This window comes from Mesorhizobium sp. B4-1-1 (genome assembly GCF_006439375.1).
Lineage (GTDB): Bacteria > Pseudomonadota > Alphaproteobacteria > Rhizobiales > Rhizobiaceae > Mesorhizobium.
The window spans coordinates 200,937-224,181 of sequence record NZ_VFTH01000009.1 but is presented as its reverse complement, the minus strand read 5'-3'; the positions used below and the strand labels follow the sequence as shown (position 1 = coordinate 224,181).

General features: G+C 63.7%; 26 protein-coding genes. 16 read left to right on the top strand and 10 right to left on the bottom strand.

What is annotated here, in order from left to right:
• Together FJW10_RS15560 and FJW10_RS15555 are read left to right on the top strand one after the other, a co-directional pair.
• A partial coding sequence (locus tag FJW10_RS15560; protein ID WP_140900765.1) for a porin occupies window positions 1–791 on the top strand: 791 nt, incomplete at its 5' end.
• A gap of 242 nt (window positions 792–1,033) precedes the next feature.
• Window positions 1,034–2,110, top strand: coding sequence for a site-specific integrase (locus FJW10_RS15555; RefSeq protein ID WP_140900764.1), 1,077 nt, complete (start codon window positions 1,034–1,036; stop codon window positions 2,108–2,110).
• Window positions 2,111–2,186: 76 nt separating this feature from the next.
• Here FJW10_RS15555 and FJW10_RS15550 read toward each other — a convergent pair whose 3' ends face one another.
• Window positions 2,187–3,086 (bottom strand): alpha/beta hydrolase, encoded by a 900-nt coding sequence (locus tag FJW10_RS15550; RefSeq protein WP_140900763.1) that lies wholly within the window; start codon window positions 3,084–3,086, stop codon window positions 2,187–2,189.
• Window positions 3,087–3,188: 102 nt separating this feature from the next.
• Window positions 3,189–5,222, bottom strand: a complete 2,034-nt coding sequence (locus tag FJW10_RS15545; RefSeq protein WP_140900762.1) for a lytic transglycosylase domain-containing protein — start codon at window positions 5,220–5,222, stop codon at window positions 3,189–3,191.
• Window positions 5,223–5,525: 303 nt separating this feature from the next.
• Between FJW10_RS15545 and dapA the strand changes: the two genes are divergently transcribed.
• The 3 genes from dapA to FJW10_RS15530 all read left to right on the top strand — a co-directional run bounded on the left by dapA (window position 5,526) and on the right by FJW10_RS15530 (window position 7,771).
• A complete protein-coding gene (gene dapA, locus FJW10_RS15540) occupies window positions 5,526–6,407 on the top strand; it encodes a 4-hydroxy-tetrahydrodipicolinate synthase (RefSeq protein ID WP_140900761.1) in 882 nt (293 codons plus the stop codon).
• A gap of 25 nt (window positions 6,408–6,432) precedes the next feature.
• On the top strand, window positions 6,433–6,912 hold the full coding sequence (smpB, locus tag FJW10_RS15535; RefSeq protein WP_041002108.1) for an SsrA-binding protein SmpB: 480 nt from the start codon (window positions 6,433–6,435) through the stop codon (window positions 6,910–6,912).
• Between the two features lie 154 nt (window positions 6,913–7,066).
• The gene (locus tag FJW10_RS15530; RefSeq protein WP_246674274.1) at window positions 7,067–7,771 is read left to right on the top strand and encodes a glycoside hydrolase family 25 protein; all 705 of its coding nucleotides are present in this window, start codon (window positions 7,067–7,069) and stop codon (window positions 7,769–7,771) included.
• A gap of 2 nt (window positions 7,772–7,773) precedes the next feature.
• Here FJW10_RS15530 and FJW10_RS15525 read toward each other — a convergent pair whose 3' ends face one another.
• Together FJW10_RS15525 and FJW10_RS15520 are read right to left on the bottom strand one after the other, a co-directional pair.
• Window positions 7,774–8,427: a uracil-DNA glycosylase gene (locus FJW10_RS15525; RefSeq protein WP_140900778.1), complete on the bottom strand. Its 654-nt coding sequence runs from the start codon at window positions 8,425–8,427 to the stop codon at window positions 7,774–7,776.
• Window positions 8,428–8,442: 15 nt separating this feature from the next.
• On the bottom strand, window positions 8,443–9,024 hold the full coding sequence (locus tag FJW10_RS15520) for an NYN domain-containing protein (protein ID WP_140644365.1): 582 nt from the start codon (window positions 9,022–9,024) through the stop codon (window positions 8,443–8,445).
• A gap of 304 nt (window positions 9,025–9,328) precedes the next feature.
• Here FJW10_RS15520 and rpoZ point away from each other — a divergent pair, with 304 nt between their 5' ends.
• The 4 genes from rpoZ to FJW10_RS15500 all read left to right on the top strand — a co-directional run bounded on the left by rpoZ (window position 9,329) and on the right by FJW10_RS15500 (window position 13,182).
• Complete coding sequence (gene rpoZ / locus FJW10_RS15515) at window positions 9,329–9,730, top strand: DNA-directed RNA polymerase subunit omega (protein ID WP_140831104.1); 402 nt, start codon at window positions 9,329–9,331, stop codon at window positions 9,728–9,730.
• Between the two features lie 124 nt (window positions 9,731–9,854).
• Window positions 9,855–12,086, top strand: coding sequence for a bifunctional (p)ppGpp synthetase/guanosine-3',5'-bis(diphosphate) 3'-pyrophosphohydrolase (locus FJW10_RS15510; RefSeq protein WP_140831106.1), 2,232 nt, complete (start codon window positions 9,855–9,857; stop codon window positions 12,084–12,086).
• Between the two features lie 58 nt (window positions 12,087–12,144).
• Entirely contained in the window at window positions 12,145–12,723 is a 579-nt protein-coding gene (pyrE, locus tag FJW10_RS15505; protein ID WP_140644371.1) for an orotate phosphoribosyltransferase, read from the top strand.
• Between the two features lie 75 nt (window positions 12,724–12,798).
• A complete protein-coding gene (locus FJW10_RS15500; RefSeq protein ID WP_140900759.1) occupies window positions 12,799–13,182 on the top strand; it encodes a VOC family protein in 384 nt (127 codons plus the stop codon).
• Here FJW10_RS15500 and FJW10_RS15495 read toward each other — a convergent pair.
• Window positions 13,160–13,690: a GNAT family N-acetyltransferase gene (locus tag FJW10_RS15495; RefSeq protein ID WP_140900758.1), complete on the bottom strand. Its 531-nt coding sequence runs from the start codon at window positions 13,688–13,690 to the stop codon at window positions 13,160–13,162. The two genes, FJW10_RS15500 and FJW10_RS15495, sit on opposite strands and share 23 nt — an antisense overlap.
• A gap of 214 nt (window positions 13,691–13,904) precedes the next feature.
• On the opposite strand from FJW10_RS15495, the gene FJW10_RS15490 reads away from it, so the two are divergent.
• The 5 genes from FJW10_RS15490 (at window position 13,905) to era (ending at window position 17,369) form a co-directional block, all read left to right on the top strand.
• Window positions 13,905–14,492, top strand: a complete 588-nt coding sequence (locus FJW10_RS15490) for a DUF2062 domain-containing protein (RefSeq protein WP_140900757.1) — start codon at window positions 13,905–13,907, stop codon at window positions 14,490–14,492.
• On the top strand, window positions 14,489–14,902 hold the full coding sequence (acpS, locus tag FJW10_RS15485) for a holo-ACP synthase (protein ID WP_140900756.1): 414 nt from the start codon (window positions 14,489–14,491) through the stop codon (window positions 14,900–14,902). The genes FJW10_RS15490 and acpS overlap by 4 nt, the downstream gene beginning before the upstream one ends.
• A 79-nt stretch (window positions 14,903–14,981) precedes the next feature.
• The gene (gene lepB / locus FJW10_RS15480; RefSeq protein ID WP_140831116.1) at window positions 14,982–15,731 is read left to right on the top strand and encodes a signal peptidase I; all 750 of its coding nucleotides are present in this window, start codon (window positions 14,982–14,984) and stop codon (window positions 15,729–15,731) included.
• Window positions 15,732–15,735: 4 nt separating this feature from the next.
• On the top strand, window positions 15,736–16,452 hold the full coding sequence (rnc, locus tag FJW10_RS15475; protein WP_140900755.1) for a ribonuclease III: 717 nt from the start codon (window positions 15,736–15,738) through the stop codon (window positions 16,450–16,452).
• A complete protein-coding gene (gene era / locus FJW10_RS15470) occupies window positions 16,437–17,369 on the top strand; it encodes a GTPase Era (RefSeq protein WP_181177543.1) in 933 nt (310 codons plus the stop codon). The genes rnc and era overlap by 16 nt, the downstream gene beginning before the upstream one ends.
• 54 nt (window positions 17,370–17,423) lie before the next feature.
• Here era and FJW10_RS15465 read toward each other — a convergent pair whose 3' ends face one another.
• Together FJW10_RS15465 and FJW10_RS15460 are read right to left on the bottom strand one after the other, a co-directional pair.
• Window positions 17,424–17,951: a GNAT family N-acetyltransferase gene (locus FJW10_RS15465; protein ID WP_140900753.1), complete on the bottom strand. Its 528-nt coding sequence runs from the start codon at window positions 17,949–17,951 to the stop codon at window positions 17,424–17,426.
• The gene (locus FJW10_RS15460; RefSeq protein ID WP_140900752.1) at window positions 17,948–18,226 is read right to left on the bottom strand and encodes a DUF1778 domain-containing protein; all 279 of its coding nucleotides are present in this window, start codon (window positions 18,224–18,226) and stop codon (window positions 17,948–17,950) included. Before FJW10_RS15460 ends, FJW10_RS15465 begins: the two co-directional genes overlap by 4 nt.
• Window positions 18,227–18,323: 97 nt before the next feature.
• Here FJW10_RS15460 and recO point away from each other — a divergent pair, with 97 nt between their 5' ends.
• Complete coding sequence (recO, locus tag FJW10_RS15455) at window positions 18,324–19,082, top strand: DNA repair protein RecO (RefSeq protein ID WP_140831124.1); 759 nt, start codon at window positions 18,324–18,326, stop codon at window positions 19,080–19,082.
• A 9-nt stretch (window positions 19,083–19,091) separates the two neighbouring features.
• On the opposite strand, the gene FJW10_RS15450 is transcribed toward recO, so the two are convergent.
• A complete protein-coding gene (locus tag FJW10_RS15450; protein ID WP_140900751.1) occupies window positions 19,092–19,556 on the bottom strand; it encodes an NUDIX domain-containing protein in 465 nt (154 codons plus the stop codon).
• 254 nt (window positions 19,557–19,810) lie between these two features.
• Between FJW10_RS15450 and FJW10_RS15445 the strand changes: the two genes are divergently transcribed.
• Window positions 19,811–22,570 carry a DUF2339 domain-containing protein gene (locus FJW10_RS15445; protein ID WP_140900750.1) on the top strand — a complete coding sequence of 920 codons (2,760 nt, stop codon included), beginning with the start codon at window positions 19,811–19,813 and terminating at the stop codon, window positions 22,568–22,570.
• A 28-nt stretch (window positions 22,571–22,598) separates the two neighbouring features.
• On the opposite strand, the gene FJW10_RS30450 is transcribed toward FJW10_RS15445, so the two are convergent.
• Both FJW10_RS30450 and FJW10_RS15435 read right to left on the bottom strand, forming a co-directional pair.
• Window positions 22,599–22,994: a hypothetical protein gene (locus FJW10_RS30450; RefSeq protein ID WP_181177542.1), complete on the bottom strand. Its 396-nt coding sequence runs from the start codon at window positions 22,992–22,994 to the stop codon at window positions 22,599–22,601.
• On the bottom strand, window positions 22,987–23,238 hold the full coding sequence (locus FJW10_RS15435) for a type II toxin-antitoxin system prevent-host-death family antitoxin (protein ID WP_140900749.1): 252 nt from the start codon (window positions 23,236–23,238) through the stop codon (window positions 22,987–22,989). Before FJW10_RS15435 ends, FJW10_RS30450 begins: the two co-directional genes overlap by 8 nt.
• Window positions 23,239–23,245: the final 7 nt, after the last annotated feature.

Genomic DNA, 23,245 nt, shown 5'->3' with positions numbered 1-23,245 from the left:
GCACCTTGAAAACCTACACCGAGACCCGTTTCGACTTCAACGACGGCGCAACGGAGGTCAATGCTCACTTTGCTTGGATTCAGCTTGGCGGCCTGCGGGTCGGCTTGGACGAATCGGCCTTTGATACGTTCGTCGGCTACGCCGGCAACGTCGTCAACGACACCATCGTTCCCTACGGCGGGTTCAAGACCGGTGTCGTTCAGTACTACTTCGACGCCGGCAACGGTTTCTCGGCGATGGCCTCTCTCGAAGAAGGTTCCGGCGGCGCCGACCAGGCCGCGCCAGGTGCTACTTATGGTTATGGTGTCGGCACGATCGACAGCTACGTTCCGCACATCGTCGGTGGCCTGAAGTATACGCAGGGTTGGGGCGGCATCAGCGGCGTCGTCGCATACAACAGCAACTGGGAAGAGTGGGCCGGCAAGGTTCGCTTGGACGTGAACGTCAACGAGGCCTTCTCGCTGTTCGTTATCGGCGGCTACGGCACGGACAAGAACTCCGACCGTAACTTCTACAAGCCGTGGGGCGGCAACTGGGCAGTGTGGGGCGGCGGCACCTACAAGTTCAACGAGAAGACCTCGTTCAACCTCCAGGTTTCGTATGACGAAGCCAAGGAATTCGGTCTTGCGGCGAACGTCGCCTACACGATCGTTCCCGGCTTCTCGGTCATCACCGAACTCGACTGGGCTCACAACGACTACAACAACCCGGGCGAATTCAACTGGACCAAGATGGAAGCCGGCAAGAAGAATGCCCTCGGCGGCTTCGTCCGCTTCCAGCGCGACTTCTAAGGGCTGGAACCCTACAGGTGAAATCCGGCCCGGGCGCTTCCACGCCCGGGCCGTTTTTGTTTCCGCGGTGGCGGCAATTCGAACGAAAGGATGGGGGTGAAACGGTAAGCTGATCGGGTCTGTTGGGCGATCTTGTGGGTTCCGCGCTGGCGGATGAGATCGTCGACAAGATTCGAAAACTCTTGAAAGGACACTCCCAAGCGGTTAGGGCTGGTCCCTTAACCACAGGGGGTGTGGCTAAAATGTCGAACGAAGCGATTCAAGAGGGTGAGCCCTCTGGTCATTTTGCGGTATTTTCTTCTCAGAATTCGAACTTTCGATACACCTACAACAAGATCCGAGAAGTAAAGTCGTATAGGATCGGAGAGCTTTTCGTAGCTTATCGAGATATACTCTGGGATGATGGGCGGCATAAATACAATGTCAGCTCTTTCATCGGTGAAATAGACGAGATCCTTCTGGGAGAGCGTTTCAGCACCTTTGACCAGAACACCCTGGACAATCTTATCGGTACATTGCGCCAGCGCGGCAACAGCAACGCAACCATCAACCGCAAGATGGCTGCCCTCAGCAAATTGCTGCGTAAGGCGCATAAGATGGGAGATATCCACAGCCTGCCCGAGTTCCGCCGCCAGAAGGAGCGGGCGGGACGGATTCGTTTCCTCGAAAGGGACGAAGAAGCAAGGCTGTTTGCGGCGATCAGGAGCCGCAGCGAAGATGCCTACAGGCTTTCCGTCTTCCTGGTCGATACCGGCTGCCGCCTCGGCGAGGCGCTCGGCCTGATATGGAACGACATCCAGGAACATCGCGTCTCCTTCTGGATCACCAAATCCGGCCGCAGTCGCACCATTCCGATGACCGAGCGCGTCAAGGAAGTCATCAAGCTGCCGCCGAACACGGAAGGACGCCGGCCGAAAGGCCCGTTCACCAAGCTCACCCAGGCGCAGTACCGCGCAATCTGGAACGAGGCGAAGACCGAAGTCGGTCTCGGCGCCGACGAACAGGTGGTGCCGCACATCCTGCGTCACACTTGCGCTTCACGTCTGGTCCAGGGCGGTATCGACATAAGGCGCGTCCAGATGTGGCTGGGCCATCAGACCTTGTCGATGACAATGCGCTACGCGCATCTGGCCACCAACGATCTCGATGGCTGTGTGGTCGTTCTCGAGAAGCCACGCGGCGACGAGGCGTCGTCTCGCTCGGCCGAAGCCTCCGTGTTCGCGTCGCCCCTCACGACGCCGACCTCTGCCCCGCCGTCTCGGAAAGCGAAAGGGCCGGAATCGGCCAAGGCGCCCCGCAAGCGCTCGAAAGGCGAATAGACGGGCGGATCGCTCCCGCCGGCATGCGCAAATCTATATTTGGATGGTAAGCCCGGGGCTGACATAGTCTCGGGCTTTATTTCATTTCTACTCGATATTCGGCCCGATCGAGGAATGCGGCAATCTTTCCAGGCAAGTCGCCGGTTTCGAGGAAGGGCGCGTGGCCCTGGCCTTCGACGGTGGTCTGTTCCATGCCGGGGTGCCGCTCCTGCATCGCTTGAAGCGTCGCCGTGGAAAGCAGTTTCGAGTTTGCGCCGCGAATCGCGAGCAGTGGAATGGCGGCGAGCGCGTCGAACTGCGGCCACAAATCCGGCAGCGGCTTGCCGAAGTCGACGCCGGCCAGCGTGTCGACAAGGGCCGGATCGAAATCCGGCACCCAGCCGGCATCCGTTTCGCGGCAGATCGCGCCCACCATGCGTGCCCAGTCGGCGTCGGTCAGGTTGGGGAAGTCGGCGCCGTGCACGCGCCGCTGGGCATCCACCGCCTCGGCGAAGGTCTTCGGTTTCGGCGCGCGGTCGAGATAGGAGCGGATATGGGCGAGGCCCTCCACCTCGATCACCGGGCCGATGTCGTTCAGGACGACGGCCCTTAGTAAGGCCGGCTTCAATGCGCCGAGCACATGGATGATCAGGCCGCCGCGCGAAGTGCCGACGAAGGCGGCTTGTTCGATGCCGAGCGCAGACAGCCCGGCAAGCACGTCGCCGGCTTCGACCCCGACATTATAATGGCCGATATCGGGATCGTGGTCGGATTGCCCGCGGCCGCGGTAGTCGAAGGCAATGACTTTCCGGGGGCTCTCCGTTCTCTTGGAAAGATGGATCGCGAGTTCATGAAAGTCGCGCGCATTGCGGGTGAGGCCGGGCAGGCAGACTGCCGGGCAGCCCTTGGCATTCGGTTCGCCATAGATCCGGGCATGAAGTTTCAGGCCGTCGGGCGAGGGATAGAAGAAGTCGGAGAAACCTTCGTCGCTCGCCATCGCAATACCGCTCCTCGCTGGGTAATCGACAGCTACAGGCGAGGGCGGGGATCGTCAAATGGCGAGTTCTTTCCTTCTCCCACAAGGGAGAAGGGAAAGTCTTCAGCTGCGCCCGTTCACGAGGTCGCCCACGATGTCGTATTTCCCTGAAATACGCATCTTATAGACCTCATAATTCTCCATCACGCGCTGCACGTAACTTCTTGTTTCCGTGTAGGGAATCCGCTCGATCCAATCGACGACCGCGTCGACGTCCTTGCCGCGCGGATCGCCGTATTTCGCCACCCATTGGGCGGCGCGATTGGGGCCGGCATTGTAGCCGGCGAAGGTCAGCACGTAGGAGCCGCCGAAGCGGTCCAACTGCTCGCCAAGGAAGGCCGAGCCCAGCGTCGCGTTGTAGCCGGCATCCGTCGTCAGCCGCGCCTGCGAAAAGGTCATGCCGGCCTTCTTCGCCAACTGCTTGGCGGTGCCCGGCATCAGCTGCAGCAGGCCGCGTGCGCCGGCGCTGGAAACGGCGCCGATATTGAACTCGCTTTCCTGGCGGGCGATGGCGTAGGCGAGCGCCTTGCCGGACCCCGAAATGTTGGCCGAATCGGGAATGACACCCAGCGGATGCGAAAGCGCGCCGACATCAATGCCGCGCTGCCCGGCGATCTTGCCGACCTTCAGCGCCATGAAATGGTTGCCCTGCTTTTCGGCCAGCATCGCAAGCAGCGCCAGTTCGCCCGGGCTGGTCAGTTGCCCGGCAAGGTCGCGGTAGAGCGTTTCGGCATAGCGGTCGTAGCCTGCTTCCTGCAGCCGCTTGATCGCGCCGACTGCTTCTCGGTTGTCAAAGCTCTGACGATCGGCGGCACTCGGTTTCGGATAGCCGATGTTGAGCGTTCTCAAGCCCACGCGCTCGCCCGCGAGCTGTCCGTAGAAGGTCGTGCCGTAGCCGGCCGCACGCGTGAAGTAATCCTTGGCGTTGCCTGGGCCGCCGACTTCCGCCGCGCGGCCGAGCCAGTAATAGGCGCGCGACAGCGACACCGGTCCCTGGGCGAATTCGGTGATGCGCGTGAAATGCCCGGCGGCGGTCGCCGGATCGTTGAGGCCGCGCAATGCATACCAGCCGGCATGGAATTCGGCTTCGGCGGCGTTCAGCGGGCTCTCGGCGGCGTGCATGGAGACGATCTTGTAGGCGGTCTTCATGTCGCCCTGGTCGACCAGCTCACGCGACAGCACGCGGCGTTCGACCCACCAGGCATCGGGGTCGACCAGCGAATCGCGATCGGTCGGCGCCTTCACGACGATTGCCGCGGCATCGGCGAATTTCTGCTGCTTGCGCAGATATTCCGCCTCGGCGAAGAAATAGCCGGCGGAGCGCTGCGCGGCGGGCACCGCCTTCAACAGCTTGGCGGCGTTCTTGTCGCCCTTGTCGGCAGCCGCCCAGGCATCCGCCAGGGGCTGTGCGCCAGCGAGGCCGGCGACCCTCAGCGCCGAGGACGGCCGGTCGGCATAGAACATGCGCTCCATGCGGTAGCGATGGTCGGCCGCCGGGATCAGCGCGCCGAACTCCTTGATGACGGTCGCCTCGTCCTTTGCTTCCAGCTTCTCGGTGCGCCAGAACGGCACCAGCACCGCGCGCGCCGCCGCCTGGTTGCCCAGCGCCATCTGCGAGCGGGCAAGGATGATCACACCCTCGGGCGTCAGCGGCTGGCTGCGGCCGAAGGCCTGCACCACCACTTGCGGCGGCGGGTTCTCGCGATAGAGCGCGCGCTCGCTGTTCTTGCGCAACGCGATCGTGCCGGGCCATCCCGGCAGCATCTTGGCCGCGTCGGCGATCTCGCCACTCGGCACCTGATCGCCGCCGTAAAGCGCGATCGCCCAGGCAAGGATGTGCCGGTCGAGCGAGGTGGCGGGCAGCGTGTCGCGCGCATTGCGCGCGCCGGCGATGTTGTTGGCGGCGAGTGCATCGAGCCCGCTCTTCAGTTGCGCTATGTCGGGGGCGGTCGACATCTGGCCCGGCGCCTGCGGCGGGTCGGGCGCCGGAATCGAGGCTGTCGCGCGCACATCGACGCTGCCGCCGATCGCCACGGTGGGCATCAGCGCGACGATCGCGCCCAAAAGCGCGAAAAGATGGGGCCGCTTCGTCGGCATTTTACGATCCTAGCACATCGTCAGCAGGCGCGGGCATTTGAGAACCCGATGCGAAGCCTAAACTTAGGTCGTGAAAGGCTCGTAAACAAAAGGTTATCGAGGCCGTTCGAATTGCACCCGCTGGCACTATTCCCATGCTTGCTGCTGAACCATGTCGAGACTATGGTGCGCGGCTCCGCTTTCGGCTAGAAGGCGCGCAACCAACCGATCTAATGAACACCGATGCATGTCGCCCAAAAGTGGGAACCGGTTTTGGGACGACGACATGCATAAATCGACAACGTTCCAAGGAGTTTGGACGACATGCTGAGAGGCTCGCTGACTGCGCTCGTGACACCGTTCGAAAAGATCGGGCGCTTCGACGAGAAAGCCTTTCGCTCATTTGTGGAATGGCAGATCGCCGAAGGCACCAAGGGTCTGGTTCCTGTCGGCACCACCGGCGAGTCGCCGACGCTGTCGCATGAGGAGCACCGTCAGGTCGTCAAGGTCTGCATCGAGGTGGCCAAGGGCAGGGTGCCCGTCGTGGCCGGCGCGGGCTCCAACAACACTGAGGAAGCGGTCGGACTGGTGCAATATGCCGAAAAGGCCGGCGCCGATGCCGCCCTTGTCGTCACGCCCTATTACAACAAGCCCACGCAGCGCGGACTCTATGAGCATTTCGCCGCTGTCGCCAAGGCGACCAGGCTGCCGATCATCATCTACAATATCCCGCCGCGTTCGGTGATCGACATGACGCCGGAGACGATGGGCAGGCTGCGCCACGACTTCAAGAACATTGCCGGCGTCAAGGACGCGACCGGCAAGGTCGAGCGTGTCTCCGAGCAGCGCATGACCTGCGGCAAGGATTTCATCCAGCTTTCCGGCGAGGATGCCTCCGCGCTCGGCTTCAACGCGCATGGCGGTGTCGGCTGTATTTCGGTCACCTCGAATGTCGCGCCGCGCCTTTGCTCCGAGTTCCAGGAAGCGACGCTTTCCGGCGACAGCGCCAAGGCGCTCGACCTGCAGGATCGCCTGCTGCCGCTTCACAAGGCGATCTTCATTGAGCCTGGTGTCTCGGGGTCGAAATACGCGTTGTCGAAGCTGGGCAAGCTCGAGAATGTGGTGCGTTCGCCGCTGGTGACGGTCGAGGCTTCGACCGCGGAAAAGATCGACGCGGCGCTCAAGCATGCCGGCTTGATTAATTAGGAATGAGGCGCCACCTCTCCGCATTATGAATCAAGTCAAGAAAGCCGACCCCAACAACAGGACGGTCGCCGAAAACCGCAAGGCGCGCTTTTCCTATGAGGTTCTCGACACCATCGAGACCGGCTTGGTGCTGACCGGCACCGAGGTCAAGTCGCTGCGCCAGGGCCAGGCCAACATCCAGGAGAGCTATGCCTCGGCCGAAGGCGGCGAGATCTGGCTGATCAACTCCTATCTGCCGGAATATCTGCAGGCCAACCGCTTCAACCACGAGCCGCGCCGCCGCCGCAAACTGCTGGTCTCGAAGCGCGAGATGGCCAAGCTCTCGCAAAGCGTCGAGCGCGAAGGCATGACGCTGGTGCCGCTGAAAATCTATTTCAACGACCGCGGCCGCGCCAAGCTGCTGCTTGCCATTGCGCGAGGCAAGAAGCTGCACGACAAGCGCGAGACCGAAAAGCAGCGCGACTGGTCGCGCGAAAAGGGCCGGCTGCTGAAAGAACGCGGCTAAAGCAATTCCACGAAAGTGCGTAGCGGTTTTCCGTTCGGAATTGCGTCAAAACAAAGGAGCTTTCGCCGCCGGCGGAAACAGGCCGCCTGAAAAAAGCCACCGGCCGGCTCTCTGGTCCGGCGCGCACGCGCCTTTTGCGACAAGGGGGATGGTCTTGGGGAAGCGGATTGTTTTCTGGGGCCTTGCCGGCGTGGTTGTCGCCTGTGCTGTCGCGGCAGGCGCCTATTTCTGGTTCCGTGGCTTTTCGCCCGACCGCGCGGAGTTCCCGATCCGCGGCATCGACGTCTCCCACCATCAGGGAAAGATCGACTGGCAACGCGTCGCGGCAGACGATGTCGCCTTCGCGATCATAAAGGCAACCGAAGGCGGCACCCATGTCGATACCCAATTCGCAACCAACTTGCGCGAAGCCCGCGCGGCCGGCCTGGCGGTCGGCGCCTATCATTTCTTCACCTTCTGCCGCCCCGGCGCCGATCAGGCGAGGAACTTCATTGCGGTGGTGCCGCGGGGCGAGCCGCTTCTGCCACCGGTGGTCGACATCGAGTTCGGCGGCAATTGCCCGCAGCGTCCGTCTCCCGAACAGTTGAACGCCGAGCTCGCCGCCTTCCTCGGTCCGGTCGAGACAGCGTTCGGCAAGCAGGCGGTTTTCTATCTGACCGACGAGGCGGCGGACGCCTATTCCGGCAGCATCCTCAGCCGCCAGCGCTGGCTGCGGTCACTGGCGATCAGGCCGCGCGAGAACGACTGGATCTACTGGCAGTATCACAACATGGGCCGCGTCGACGGCATCGAAGGCGATGTCGATCTCAACGTTTTGAAGGGCAGCCGCGAGACGCTGGCCGCTTTATCCGCGCCCTGAATCTAGGTCTTCAGGAACGCCGCAATCTCCTTGAACACATTGACGAACATCTCCTGCGTCAACACGCCCGTATTGGTGTTGTAGCGCGAGCAGTGATAGCTGGAAAACAGCGCGATACCGCCGGCCTGCTGCCGGCCGCCGTGGCGGAACGGAATGGCCGCCACGCGCTCGCCCAATGCCCGCACCGTCGACTGATGCGCGATCGAGCCCAGCGTCAGTATGGCGCTGAGATTGGGAAAGCGCGCGATGGTCGGCTTGAGAAAGGTCCGGCAGGTGGCGATCTCGGCGCCCACCGGCTTGTTCTCCGGCGGCACGCAGCGCACCGCATTGGTGATGGCCGTGCCGACAAGCTCGAGCCCGTCATCCGGCCGCGCCTTGAACTCGCCGCGCGCCAGGCCATGCGCGATCATCGTGCCGTAGAGCAGGTCGCCGGCGTAGTCGCCAGTGAAGGGGCGTCCCGTGCGGTTGGCGCCGCGCAGGCCGGGCGCCAGCCCGACGATCAGCAGCCTGACGGAACCTTCGCCTTCCGGGGGCAGGAAGGTCGGCACCGGCGCGTTGAACCAGCCGGGCTCGCGCTCGCGCCAAGCCGCGATGAAATCGTGCAGCCGCGGACAGAGCGGGCAGTCATGGCCGGGTTCGGGGGAGGGCGCGGCGATCAAGGCCGCCGCTCGTCAATAATCGTCCTCGTCGACCTCGGCGGGTTCCGGCCGGCGCGCGGGCCGCTCGGACGGGTCGCGGCCGACTTCGCTCTTCAACGACATCAGGTCGATGAAATGATCGGCCTGGCGGCGCAGGTCGTCGGAGATCATCGGCGGCTGGGAAGCCATGGTCGAGATGATCGACACCTTGCGGCCGCGCCGCTGCAGCGCTTCGACCAGCGTGCGGAAGTCGCCGTCGCCGGAGAAGATCACATAGTGATCGACGACATCGGCGAGCTCCAGCGCATCGACAGTCAGCTCGATGTCCATGTTGCCCTTGATCTTGCGGCGGCCGGTCGAGTCGGTGAATTCCTTGGCGGGCTTCGTCACCACCTTGAAGCCGTTATAGTCTAGCCAGTCGATCAGCGGCCGGATCGATGAATATTCCTGATCCTCGACCAGCGCGGTGTAATAGTAAGCGCGCAGCAGGTAGCCGCGCTTCTGGAAGCTCGACAGGAGCTTGCGGTAGTCGATGTCGAAGCCCAGCGCCCGGGACGTGGCATAGAGATTGGCGCCGTCGATGAAAAGAGCGATCTTTTCACGGGGATCGAACATTGAAAAACATTCCTTTCGAAAATTTCTGTCGTCTAAAAGCGTTTGACGAATAGGTCCGACAAATGGGCCTCGGTACCGTCACATCCGAGATAACGCGCAATTTGTGGATATCCAAGGGCAGGCCCCTGCATTGCAAGCAATTGTGATCGCCACTATGTAGGCAGCTTCATGGCGTAGCGCGGTGATGAGCCAGGCAACGGCCGGCAAAGCTGACGTCGACGCCATGAAGCTTGTATTTCGGCCGCGCCCGCGTTATGGAGCGCGTCAGCTTTCCATCAAATCCATCGCATGAAAGGGGCAGTCCATGGCCCGCGTAACCGTTGAAGATTGCATCGACAAGGTCGACAACCGTTTTGAACTCGTGCTGCTTGCCGGCCACCGCGCCCGCCAGATCAGCCAGGGCGCGCAGATCACCGTTCCGCGCGACAATGACAAGAACCCGGTCATCGCGCTGCGCGAGATCGCCGACGAGACGCTGTCGCCCGACGACCTCAAGGAAGACCTGATCCACTCGCTGCAGAAGCATGTCGAGGTCGACGAGCCGGAAGCCGAGGGCGAGGCGATCACCGACGAGACCGGCGCGACCGTCGCTGCTGCCGGCACCGACGACGCTGAGGAGAACGTTACGTTCGACCGCATGAGCGAGGAAGACTTGCTCGCCGGCATCGAAGGTCTGGTGCCGCCCGAAAAGAGCGACGACTACTAAGAGCTTTTGTCCGGGTTGGATCAACCATCCAGGACTTCCGTATCTTAAGTTTCGTGGCTATCTATGAGGTGCGTCGCACGCCAGTGCGGCGCATCAATCATTTCAGCACCGCGAGATCCCGCCCATGATGCGTCAGTATGAGCTTGTCGAGCGCGTCCAGCGCTACAAGCCTGACGTCAACGAGGCGCTGCTCAACAAGGCTTATGTCTATGCCATGCAGAAGCATGGCCACCAGAAGCGCGCCTCGGGCGATCCCTATTTCTCGCATCCGCTCGAAGTCGCCGCCATCCTCACCGACATGCATATGGACGAGGCGACGATCGCCGTTGCCTTGCTGCACGACACGATCGAGGACACGACGGCGACAAGAGCCGAGATCGACGAGTTGTTCGGTCCGGAAATGGGCAAGCTGGTCGAAGGCCTCACCAAGCTGAAGAAGCTCGACCTGGTCTCGAAGAAGGCCGAGCAGGCGGAGAATTTGCGCAAGCTCCTGCTCGCGATCTCCGAGGATATTCGCGTTCTTCTGGTCAAGCTCGCCGACCGCCTGCACAACATGCGCACGCTCGACCATATGCCCGAGTCCAAACGCCTGCGCATCGCCGAGGAGACGATGGACATCTATGCGCCCTTGGCCGGGCGCATGGGCATGCAGGGCATGCGCGAGGAACTGGAAGAAATCGCCTTCCGCTACATCAATCCGGAGGCTTATCGCGCCGTCACCGCAAGGCTCGCCGAGATTTTCGAGCGCAACAAGGGCGTCCTGCAGGAGATCGAGACGGCGCTTTCCGGCCTGTTCGAGAAGCGCGCCATCAAGGCGAGCGTGAAGAGCCGGCAGAAGAAGCCATGGTCGGTGTTCCGCAAGATGGAGGCCAAGGCGCTATCCTTCGAGCAACTCTCCGACATTTTCGGTTTTCGCGTCGTGGTCGATTCCGTCGATGACTGCTACCGCGCGCTTGGCGCCATCCATACCACCTGGTCGATGGTGCCCGGCCGCTTCAAGGACTACATCTCGACGCCGAAGCAGAACGACTACCGTTCCATCCACACCACCATCGTCGGCCCGTCGCGCCAGCGCGTCGAACTGCAGATCCGCACCAAGGAGATGAACAAGATCGCCGAATACGGCGTCGCCGCCCATTCGATCTACAAGGACACAGGCGGCAAGGTGAACGGCGCGGCGCATGCGATCTCCAGGGAGACCAACGCCTATGCCTGGCTGCGGCGCACCATCGAGCAACTGGCCGAGGGCGACAATCCAGAGGATTTCCTCGAGAACACCAAGCTGGAGCTGTTCCAGGACCAGGTGTTCTGCTTCACCCCCAAGGGCATGCTGATCGCGCTGCCGCGCGGCGCGACCCCGATAGACTTCGCTTATGCCGTCCACACCGACGTCGGCGATACCTGCGTCGGCGCCAAGGTCAATGGCCGCATCATGCCGTTGATGACTGAACTGAAGAATGGCGACGAGGTCGAGATCATCCGCTCCAAGGCGCAAGTGCCGCCCGCAGCCTGGGAATCGGTCGTGGTCACCGGCAAGGCGCGGGCCGCCATCCGCCGCGCCACCAAGAATGCGATACGCAAGCAATATTCCGGCCTCGGCGTCCGCATCCTCGAGCGCGCCTTCGAGCGCGCCGGCAAGACCTTCACCAAGGAGAGCCTGAAGCCGGTTCTGCACCGGCTGGCGCGCAAGGACATCGAGGACGTGCTGGCCTCGGTCGGCCGCGGCGAGCTGAGCTCCACCGATGTCATGAAAGCGGTCTTCCCCGACTATAAGGACGAGCGCGTCACCGTCGCGCCGCCCAAGCAGCGCGAGGAAGGCTGGTCGAAGATACGCAACGCTGCCGGCATGCTGTTCCAGATGCCCGGCACTCGCGCCGCGCGAAAGGACAAGGACCAGCAACGCGACGGCGCGGTGCCGATCCGTGGCGTGCGCGGTGACCTGCCGGTGCGCTTCGCCCCGGAAGGGGCGGTGCCCGGCGACCGCATCGTCGGCATCATCCAGCCCGGAACCGGCATTACCATCTATCCGATCCAGTCGCCGGCGCTGCAGGCCTTCGACGACCAGCCCGAGCGCTGGATCGACGTGCGCTGGGACATCGACGAACGCACCAAGGAACGTTTCCCGGCGCGCATTTCGGTCACTGCCATCAATGCGCCGGGTTCGCTGGCCGACATCGCCCAGGTGGTGGCGTCCAACGACGCCAATATCCACACGCTGTCGATGATACGCACGGCGCCCGATTTCACCGAGATGCTGATCGATCTCGAGGTCTGGGACCTCAAGCATCTCAACCGGCTGCTGTCGCAGTTGAAGGACAATTCGAGCGTCAGCGATGCGCGGCGCGTTAACGGCTAAATGACTGGACCCTGACCGCGAAAAGTGGAACGGGTCAGGGATTGAATGGGGGATAAAAATGAACACCGACGAAGTGCTGGGCATTTTCCGTGAGGCCGGCGCCGTTCTCGAAGGTCATTTCATCCTGACGTCCGGCCTGCGCAGTCCGGTCTTTCTGCAAAAGGCGCGGGTCTTCATGCATGCCGACAAGACCGAGCGCCTGTGCAAGGCGCTGGCCGAGAAAATCCGGAAAGCGGTGCCGGGCAGGATCGACTATGTCGTCGGCCCGGCGATCGGCGGCCTGATCCCGGCCTATGAGACCTCCCGTCATCTCGGCGCGCCGGCGATTTGGGTCGAGCGGGAAGGGGGCGAATTCAGGCTCCGCCGCTTCGAGATTGCCGAAGGCTCGCGCGTCGTCATCGTCGAGGACATCGTCACCACGGGCCTGTCGATCCGCGAGACCATCGATTGCCTGCGCGAGATCGGCGCGGAAGTGGTGGCGGCCGCCTGCATCATCGACCGCTCGGCCGGTAAGACCGATGTCGGCGTGCCGCTGATCGCGCTTGCCGAATATGAGGTGCCGGCCTATCCCGCCGACCGCCTGCCGCCGGAACTCGCCGCCATTCCCGCCGTTAAGCCGGGAAGCCGCAACATCTGACATCGCAATGTATGAAAACAAGCACTTGGGCGCATCGCTTGAATCTCCTTCCCGGAGATGCGCGCCGAGGCGGCGATGATCGCCGGCATCGACCATTTCGTGCTGACGGTTCGCTCGGTGGAGGCGACCTGCGAATTCTACGAGCGTGTGCTCGGCATGCGGCGCCTGGATGAACCGAACCGGCCGACCGCGCTTCTGTTCGGCGTGCAGAAGATCAACCTGCATGAGGTCGGCCGTACTTTCGAGCCGAAGGCCAAGACGCCGACGCCCGGTTCCGGCGATTTCTGCCTCGTGGCGGCAGTGCCGCTTGCCGAAGTCCAGGCTAGCCTCGAAGCCAATGGCGTGGCGATCGAAGTCGGTCCGGTCTTACGAACCGGCGCGCGCGGCCCGATGATGTCGGTCTATTTCCGCGATCCCGACGATAATCTGGTCGAGGTCAGCGAATACCGGCTCGACTGAGATCGAGCAGCATGGCGCAGCGCTGGCCCAAAGCCATGCCGTGATCGGCCTCGTCGCTGAGCAGATCGGCCAGCCGTCTGTCGACCTCGGCGCCTTCCAGGATGCGAAATCCGCACCGCTGATAGAAGGGTGCGTTCCAGGCGACGTCGCGAAACGTGGTCAGCGTCACCCCTGCCAGGCCGCGCTGCCTGGCGTCCCCAAGCGCCCGTTCAAGCAAAGCCCGGCCGATGCCCGAACCCTGCCGGTCGAGGCGAACGTCCAACTCCCAGATATGCAGCGTATCGCCCTCCATCCCGGCGCTCAGGAACCCGACCGGCCGGTCCTGATCGTCGGCGGCAACCCAGCATGCGCCACCGGCGATCAGCGCGCGGTGCCGCTCCGGGCTGACATTGTCTCCGTCGGCGAGCCACGCCAGGTCCGGAATGGCGCGGAACGCTTCCCCGGCCGATTGTTCGATAGGCGGCAATGCTTCGGTGTCCTCGGCCCGCGCCGGTCGAATGGTGATCATCGGCTCCGCATCCTGGTTCTTCTCCTCAGTTTCGCCAGAATGAAGCCGTTGTTACAGCCTGCGGCAGACCATCGCGGCGGCGTTTCGTTGTTACGCGGCCTGGCCGTCGCTATATCAAAGACTTGTTGCCTTTCTGCGCCATCGAAGCGCAAGATATGTGTGGCGCGTCCCGGTGGGCAGGGGCAGCGCGTGTTGGACCGGGAACTGGAACAGAGTGCTTTTTCGACGCCGAGAGCCTGATGGCCTCCTGGAGCGGGTGCGTACTTATCTTTGGCCGCGCCGCTCGTTCTCGCGTTCCGTGCAATATTTCTCCAAACGCATCCTGCGGCTGAAGGCGACGCCGCATTCCGTCGCCGCCGGCGTCGCCGCGGGCGTTTTCGCTTCCTTCTTCCCGCTTGGCTTCCACTTCATCGTCGCTGCCGTTTTGTGCTGGATCATCGCCGGCAATCTGGTCGCGGCGGCGCTCGGCGCCGTGTTCTTCGGCAATCCGTTGACGTTCCCGCTTTTGTGGGGCGCGTCCTGGGAAACCGGCAAACTGCTCCTGCATGAGCACCTGCCGAAGCACGGCCCGCCCGAGCATTTGGGCGAAATGATGCACAAGCTCTCCTTCGCGAAGCTCTGGCACCCCGTTCTGGAGCCGATGCTCGTTGGCGCGGTGCCGCTTGGCCTCGTCTTCGGGCTCGTGTTCTACGCCATCACGCGCTGGGGCATGACCGTGTTTCGCGAGCAGCGCAGGAAGCGCATGGTCGAGCGCGCCGAGAAGAAAGCGCGGCAGGGCGGGCGGGAAGTGCCGGCGGAATGATCATCGGCATCGGCAGCGACCTGATCGACATCAGACGCATCGAAAAATCGCTGGAGCGGCACGGCGGGCGCTTCATCCAGCGCATCTATACCGAGGTCGAACAAGCCAAGTCGGAAAAGCGCGCCGCCCGCGCTGCCTCCTATGCCAAGCGCTTCGCCGCCAAGGAGGCCTGCGCCAAGGCGTTGGGCACCGGCATGGCCGAGGGCGTGTTCTGGCGCGACATGGGCGTGGTCAATCTGCCGAGCGGCGCGCCGACCATGGCGCTGACCGGCGGCGCCGCGGCCAGGCTGGAGAAAATCCTGCCGAAAGGCCACTGTGCGCTGATCCATCTCACCATCACCGATGATTTCCCGCTTGCTCAAGCCTTTGTGATCATCGAGGCAGTGCCCGCCGAACAAGCGCCACATTGATTCCATTTGACCACGAGCGGCATGACGTTGCTCAGCGCCCGCCGAGACTCTATACCAACATCGCACAATCGAGGACGACATGAGCGTGGCTGAAAAATCGCAGAAGAAATCCGGCGGGCTTGGTGAAACCTTCTCCGTCATCATCCAGGCTCTGCTGCTCGCGCTCGTCATCCGCACGCTGCTCTTCCAGCCTTTCTCCATTCCGTCGGGCTCGATGCGCCCGACGCTCCTCGAAGGCGACTATCTCTTCGTCACCAAATGGTCCTATGGCTACTCGCGGTACTCGTTGCCCTTCGGTCCCGATCTCTTCTCGGGCCGCATCTGGGGCTCCGAGCCCAAGCGCGGCGACGTGGTGGTGTTCAAGTTCCCGCCGGATCCGTCGGTCGACTACATCAAGCGCGTCGTCGGCCTGCCCGGCGACAAGATTCAGGTGAAGGATGGCCAGCTTTTCATCAATGATGTCGGCGTGCCGCGCGTAAAGACCGGCCAGATCGACAATCCCGATGTCACCGAGGAAAACCGGCCGATCGACGTCTACCGTGAAACGCTGCCGAACGGCGTCAGCTACGACACGCTCGACATCAATTCCGATTCGATCGGCGACAACACGCGCGAATTCGTCGTGCCGGCCGGGCACTATTTCATGATGGGCGACAATCGCGACAATTCCTCCGACAGTCGCTTCGCCGTAGGCTATGTGCCGGCCGAGAACCTTGTCGGCCGCGCCAACGTCATCTTCTTCTCGATCGCCGGCAAGGCGAGCCCGCTCGAGATCTGGAAGTGGCCGTCGCTGATGCGCGCCGGGCGCCTGTTCCATTTCGTCCACTAGAGCGATGGCGGCCAGCAAGCGTTTGACCGCCGATGCCCTTGCCGAAGCGCTTGTCGAGCGCACCGGCCATGTCTTCGCCGACCGCCAGCGCCTGCAGCGGGCGCTGACCCATGCCAGCGCCCGGTCGACCCATGCCGGCGTCGACTACGAGCGTTTCGAATTCCTGGGTGACCGCGTTCTCGGCCTCGTCGTGGCCGACATGCTGCTCGCGGCCTTTCCCGATGCCGCCGAGGGCGAGTTGTCGCTGCGCCTCAACGCGCTGGTCAATGCCGAGGCGCTGTCGGAAATCTCCGAACAGATTGGCCTGCCGGAACTCGTGCGCGCCGGTTCCGATGTGCGCAATCTCGAGGGACGCAAGCGCACCAATCTGCGCGCCGATGCGCTGGAATCGCTGATAGCCGTGCTCTACCTCGACGGCGGCATCGAGGCTGCCCGCGCGTTCATCCACCGCTACTGGCGGCCACGCTCGCAAGCGACAGGGGCCGCGCGGCGCGACGCCAAGACCGAATTGCAGGAGTGGGCGCACCAGGCGGCCACCGGCGCCGTGCCGGCCTACCGCGTCGACAGCCGCGAGGGACCGGACCACGACCCACTGTTCACGGTCAGCGTCAAGGTCGGCTCTTTCGCTCCCGCGACCGGCATCGGCCGCTCCAAACGCGAGGCCGAGCAGGCCGCGGCGGCTACTCTTTTGCTGCGCGAAGGCGTATGGAGCGCGGCATGACGGAAATTGAAACCCCCGAGGCCCCCGCGACGCACTCCGGATTCGTCGCGCTGATCGGCGCGCCCAATGCCGGCAAGTCGACGCTGGTCAACCAACTGGTCGGCGCCAAGGTGTCGATCGTCACCCACAAGGTGCAGACCACCCGCGCCATCGTGCGCGGCATTGCCACGCATGACAACGCGCAAATCGTCTTCGTCGACACGCCGGGCATCTTCAAGCCGAAGCGGCGGCTGGACACGGCGATGGTGACCACCGCCTGGGGCGGCGCCAAGGATGCCGATATCGTAGTGCTGCTGATCGACGCCGAGCGCGGCATCAAGGGCGATGCCGATGCCATCCTCGACCGGCTGAAGGACGTCCGGCAGCCGATGCTGCTCGTCCTCAACAAGGTCGATCGCGTCAAGCCGGAGACGCTTCTCGCCTTGGCCGCGACCGCGAACGACCGCGTTCCGTTCAAGCGCACTTTCATGGTCTCCGCGCTGACCGGCTCCGGCTGCAAGGACCTGCTCGACTATCTCGCCGAGACGCTTCCCTTGGGGCCCTGGTACTATCCGGAAGACCAGATCTCCGACCTGCCGATGCGCCAGCTCGCGGCCGAGATCACTCGCGAAAAACTTTATCTGAGGCTCCACCAGGAGCTGCCCTATTCCTCGCATATCGAAACCGAGAAATGGGAAGAGAAGAAGGACGGCTCGGTGCGCATCGAGCAGGTCATCTATGTCGAGCGCGACAGCCAGAAGAAGATCGTGCTCGGCCACAAGGGCGAGACGATCCGCGCCATCGGGCAAGCCGCGCGGATGGAGATCGCTGGCATTCTGGAGCAGAAAGTGCACCTCTTCCTGTTCGTGAAGGTGCGCGAGAATTGGGGCGACGACCCAGAGCGCTACCGCGAGATGGGGTTGGAATTTCCCCATTGATGCTTGTCGCTGAAAGCGCTTGCCGTTCAAGGGACCTTGCGTGACTGCCGCTCACTACAGGCCTTTGGCTGTGAAAGCTTCGGCGAAGGTCGCCAGTGGTATCACGAGGGTCAACGGGGCACCCGTGAGCGACTCAGCGCCATACCCGCGATACCAGTTGGCCGCGCGCTCACTCTTGGCGTCGATAATAAGCAGCAAGCCGCCGCTCTCGGTGGCGACGCGGAGACAGCGTAAAGCGGCTGCGGCTAGAAGCTGACCACCGAGGCCGTGCCCCGCCACCGTCAAGTCGGTGGCAAGGCGCGCGAGCTTGAACCCAGACACTTCATGCCTGGCAAGGCCTTTTATCATGGTTGTGGGCACCAACTCGTGGGCCACGGCCGAGGGCGCGATCGTATAGAAGCCAAGGATACGGTTTCGGGCGGCGGAGGAATCGACGGCGCAAAATGTTTTCGACGCATTTTGCTCATGGCTCTGCCTGGCGAAGCGCCGCAGAAAATCATTCATCTGCACGTCACCGCAATCGAAGGACGCGCGATCATGCGATTTTGCGATCGGCTCCTCTTGCCAGGCAGGCAACGTCATATCGTGTCGGGGAGAGCCGCGATGGCGGCGCGCAGTTTTGCATTGGGCTTCGGAGGATGCTCAAGCAGATCGAGAATGCGCCTGAAGTCTCGTTCCGAGACCTCGATCTTCTCGACCGCCTTGATTACGGCCTCCGCCTCGGGCAGCACCTTGTCGAGGATGAAGTCGGTCATGTCCTTGTTCGACAGCGCCGCCGCGCGCGCTATCATCGCCTTTTGCGCCGGCCGTATACGGATGTTGAAGCGCTCGGATTTTTCACTGGCTGGTTTGGGCATTTCAGTTTTCCTTCGTATCGAATATAACGTACGCACATCATGCGTACAATCTTTCCCTCTCTTGATTTCGCCGCGCAACAGGTGAAAAGCTCGTCTCATGGAATGGCGCGACGAGGGAATCGTTCTCGGCACTCGCAAGCATGGCGAAACCAGCGCCATCCTCGAGGTGATGACGCGCGCGCATGGCCGCCATCTCGGCCTGGTGCGGGGAGGGCGCTCGCGCAAGCAGCAGCCGGTACTGCAGCCCGGCAACCGCGTCGACCTTCTGTGGCGGGCTCGGCTCGACGAGCATCTGGGTATCTTCCAGGCCGAGGCGATCGAGATGAACGCCGCGCGTTTGATGGACAGTGCGGTCGCCGTCTACGGCCTGCTGACCATGGCCGCGCATCTCAGGCTCCTGCCCGAGCGCGATGCCCATGGCGGCCTTTACGAGGCGCTTGCCGTGATGATCTCCCATCTGGGCGATGCCGACGCGGCGGGCGAGCTGGTGGCGCGCTTCGAGCTGCTCATCCTCGATGAATTGGGCTTCGGCCTCGACCTCAGCCAGTGCGCGGCGACCGGCTCCAGGCAGGATCTCGCCTATGTCTCGCCGAGATCCGGACGCGCCGTGTCGCGCGAAGCCGGTGCGGCCTGGCATGACAAGATGCTGGCGCTGCCCGCCTTCCTGCAGCGCGGTTCCGGCCTGCGCGCCGATGCGGCAGCACTGGAAGACGCCTTCCGGCTGACCGGCTTCTTCTTCATCCGCCATGTCTACGAGCCGCGGGGCCTCGAGCCGCCCGACTCCCGCGCCGGCTTCCTGGCCGCGCTGCGCCGGCATCATACGGCGGTGAAGGCGATTGCGGGCGAAGCAGGATAGCAAGGCATTTTAGTCCGCGCCCCGCCGCTCCAGGAAATCGTCGAGCATGGCGCGCTGGCCCTTCAGGATCTTGAGCCCGGCTTCGGGCAATGGAAACCAGCCGGCTCGATCCACTTCCGGGAATTCCTTCATGCGTCCCGATTTTGGCGGCCATTCCAGGGTGAACATGTTGCTCCTGATGGCATCGGCATCGATGTCGGCCTCGACGCTCCACGCGATGACGATCTTGCCCCCCGGCTGCTTGTAGCCGCCGAGCGGCCGGAAATCGCCGTCGACGGCGACGCCGAGCTCCTCTTCGGCCTCGCGTTTGGCGGCCTCCAGCTCATCCTCATTGCCGCCGATCAGTCCTTTCGGGATGGACCACGCGCCTTCATCCTTTCTTGCCCAGAACGGCCCGCCCGGGTGGACGAGCAGGAATTCGAACACACCGGCAATGCGCCTATGGATCAGCAGGCCCGCGCTTTTCTGCGGCATTGGTCACCTCGCAGCATCTTCTTCGTCCGCGCGAGAATAGCATGGGTATTTCGCGGCTGAGGTCACCCAATCTCGCCGGCAATGCCGGCAGCCCGGCCCTTGGATAACCAGGCAAGCTGCTGGCAATCGGCGACGAAACATGCTCGATCTTGTCAGTCGGCCGATCATGTTAGTCGGCAAGACGCTGATTTGAGCCAGCCGTCCCATTGCCGCATTTGTTGGCCACGTCTGGTCTGGTTTTGAGGGAAACCGCCATGTTTTTCAGTCTGATCGCCATTGCCGCCGTCATAGCTCTTTTCGTCATCGTTTCACGCCAGCAGAACCGCATCGCGCTGGTCGAGCGCGAGCTCGGCGTCCTGCGCGGCCTGGTGCAGTCGGGCGCTTCGCTGTCCGCGCCCAAGGCGGCGGACGCCACGCAGGAGGATCTTCCCGAGGAGGCCAACGCAGCCGTGGCGCCTGCCGCGCGGTCGGCGGACGGCGTCGCCGAAGAGATCGCCGCGAAGCCCGAGGCGGCCGAACAGGCGGCAGCGGCAGGACCTTGGACGAAGGCCCAAGCGGCCACGGCGCAATCCGCCGGGCCGTCCGAACCTGTCTCAGCCACCGAGACGCCCGGAGCAGAACCGCCCGCGCCCGCGAAGGCGGCGCGCCAGAGCGATGTCGAAACGGCGCTGGGCACGCGCTGGGCGGTCTGGGTCGGCGGCATCGCACTGGCGCTGGGCGGCCTGTTCCTGATCCGCTACACCATCGAAGCCGGCATCTTCGGCCCCGGCGTGCGCCTGACGATGGCCGGCGTCCTCGGCCTGGTGCTGGTTGGCGGCGCCGAATTCATCCGCCGCACCGGCTTCAAGGTGCCGGTGCAAGGCGCCGGCGCCTATATCCCCGCGATCCTGACCGGGGCGGGCGCCTTCATCCTGTTCGGCACGGTCTACGCCGCGCACGGCATGTATGGCTTCATCGGCCCGGCGACGGCCTTCGTGCTGCTTGGCGCCATCGGCGTCGCGACCATTGGCGCATCGCTCCTGCATGGCCTGGCGCTGGCCGGCATCGGCCTCGTCGGCGCCATGGCCACGCCGGCGCTGGTCGCCTCGCAGGCGCCCAATCCCTGGGCGCTGTTCGTCTATCTGGCGATCGTGCTCGCCGCCACGGCGGCAATCGCCCGCATCCGCGACTGGAGGGCATTGGTTGCCGCCGCTTTCGCCGGCGCCGGCATCTGGACCATTCTTTACATGGTCGACGCGCCGGACGTGAATCTTGCCGCCGTCCTGTTCATCAGCCTGGCGACGCTCGCCGTGCTGGCTTTCGTCTGGCTCGGCCTTTTCTTGGTTACTGGCCGCGACGATGCGCCCCGCGGCTTCGACTGGCCGTCGATCGTGCCCGGCTTCTTCATCGCCTTGAGCGCGCTTGGGCTGTCCGTTGATCCGGCCTTTGCCAGCGCCGGCGATGCCTTGCACGGCGCGGTCCTTTTGGCCGCGCTGGTCGCGGTGGCGCTCTACCGGCCGCGCGCGCTGCCGCTGGTCTTCGCCGCCGGCGTCGCGACAGTGCTGATCTATCTCGGCATCATCCCGCCCGCCACGATCGGCGCCAACGCGCTCGATGTCGGGCTGGACGCTCAGCCCCTGGCGTCGTCCGACACGCTGACTTTCCGCATTGGCATCGCGCTCGGCCTGATCTTCCTCGCGGCCGGTTTCTTGGCGGCGCGCCGCTTTGCCGCCACCGCTTCGCTGCGCGCGGCCTGCTGGGCCGCCTGGGGCGTCATTGCTCCGCTGACGGTGCTCACCGCGCTGTGGCTGACCTTCGGCGATATCGACCGCGACCTCGGCTATGCGCTGCCGGCGCTGTTGCTGGTGCTCGCATTTGCCGCCGGCGGTGAGTGGATCGCGCGCGCCGAGGAGCCACCGCTGGCCGGCGGCCCGGCTGTGTCCTTCGCGCTCGGCGGCGCCGGCGTCGCCGGCCTGCTCATGCTGCACATGGCCTTCGGCTCCGGCTGGACGACCATGCTGCTTGGAGCAGCCGCGCTGGTCCCGGCGCTGGCCACGCGCTGGCGATCCTACCCCGTGCTGGGCTGGGTCGCGGCGGGCGCGGCGGTCGCCGTGCTCGCCCGTGTCGCCTTTGATCCAACCATCGTCGGCGCGGCGTTTCTGTCCAGGACGCCGGTCTTCAACTGGCTGCTGCCTGGCTACGGCGTGCCGGCGCTCGCCTTCGGCTTCGCCGCCTGGCAACTCGCCCGCACCACCAGCGGCCGGCCGCGCCAGGCGATGGAGGCTGCCTCGGCGCTGTTCGCGCTGCTCACCATCGCCATGCTGGTGCGCCACGCCATGCATGGCGGCGTCATCGACACCGGCACCGTGACCCTTGCCGAACAGGCGATCTACACGCTGATCGCGCTCGGCGCCGGCGCCATGCTGGTCGCCATCGACATGCGCTCGCCAAGCTCGGTGCTGCGCTATGGCTCGATGGCTGCCGGCGTGATCTCGGCGGGCCTGATCGCCGTGCAGCATTTCGTGGTGCTGAACCCGCTGCTGACGGACGAGTCGACCGGCACGGTTCCTGTGTTCAACCTTTTGTTCCTCGCCTATCTGCTGCCGGCGATCGCGGCGGGCGCGCTGGCGCTCTATGTCCGCGACAAGCGTCCGAGATGGTATGCGGCGATGCTGGCGCTGGTCGCCTCGCTGCTTGCCTTCGCCTTTGCAACGCTCTCGGTGCGCCGCCTGTTCAAGGGCGAATTCATCGCCTTGTGGAGCGGGCTCGGCCAGCTCGAGACCTACACTTACTCGGCGCTCTGGCTGGTCATCGGCGTTGCGTTGCTCACCGCCGGCGTCTGGCTGAAGTCGCAAGTGCTGCGCATCGCCTCCGCGGTGCTGATCGCAGTCGCGGTGCTGAAAGTCTTTCTGTTCGACATGTCGGAGCTGGAAGGCGTGCTGCGCGCGCTCTCCTTCATCGGCCTTGGCGCGGTGCTGATCGGCATCGGCCTGTTCTACCAGCGGCTGCTGACGCGGGCGGCGAGGAAAGGGTGAAAGTCTGGGGTTTCCTTGACTGCTGCCACTATTTCCGGACAACGCCGCGCAGGCGGCGCTCTTCGGCTGCCTCTTTGATGAGGCCAGCAATCTTGCGGACGAATGCCGGACTGAAGGAACCGATCGGCTTCGTCGTCACGAGGTCGTAAGCTTCGTCAACACGCGCACGGTTGTACTCGTCGAGGATCAGCCATGACGGAAAATCGAGGCCGCCCCTACGGCACTCGATCTCACTGATGGCAATATAAATGCGGGTCGCGTGGGGTTGCTGCGAGGTGAGCGGGAACAGGAACAGCGCTGCCGGCGTAGTCGGCGTTCTGACCACGATGCAGACAGGGCGCGCTTTGCGGCCGGACTCCTCACCAGCGTCAGCCTGCCGGGCCCACAAATAGTAATATCGAAGCAGATCGCCGGGCTTAAACATCCGGCTCATCGCCACTTATGGTGGCTTCCAACCCCGACATCAGTTCGTTGTGGATCTCGTCAGGCGCATTCTCGAGCGTGTAAGCCGCGGCATGAGACGAACCAACGAGTTGCCGGTATTGCCTGGCCGACAGGATGACCAGCTTTTCCTTGCCGCGTTTTGTCAGCGCGACAGGCTCGATCATTGCTGTTTCGAGGATTTCGCCCGATACGCGGTTCATGTCTGAAAAGGTGAATTGTTTCATCGATTGC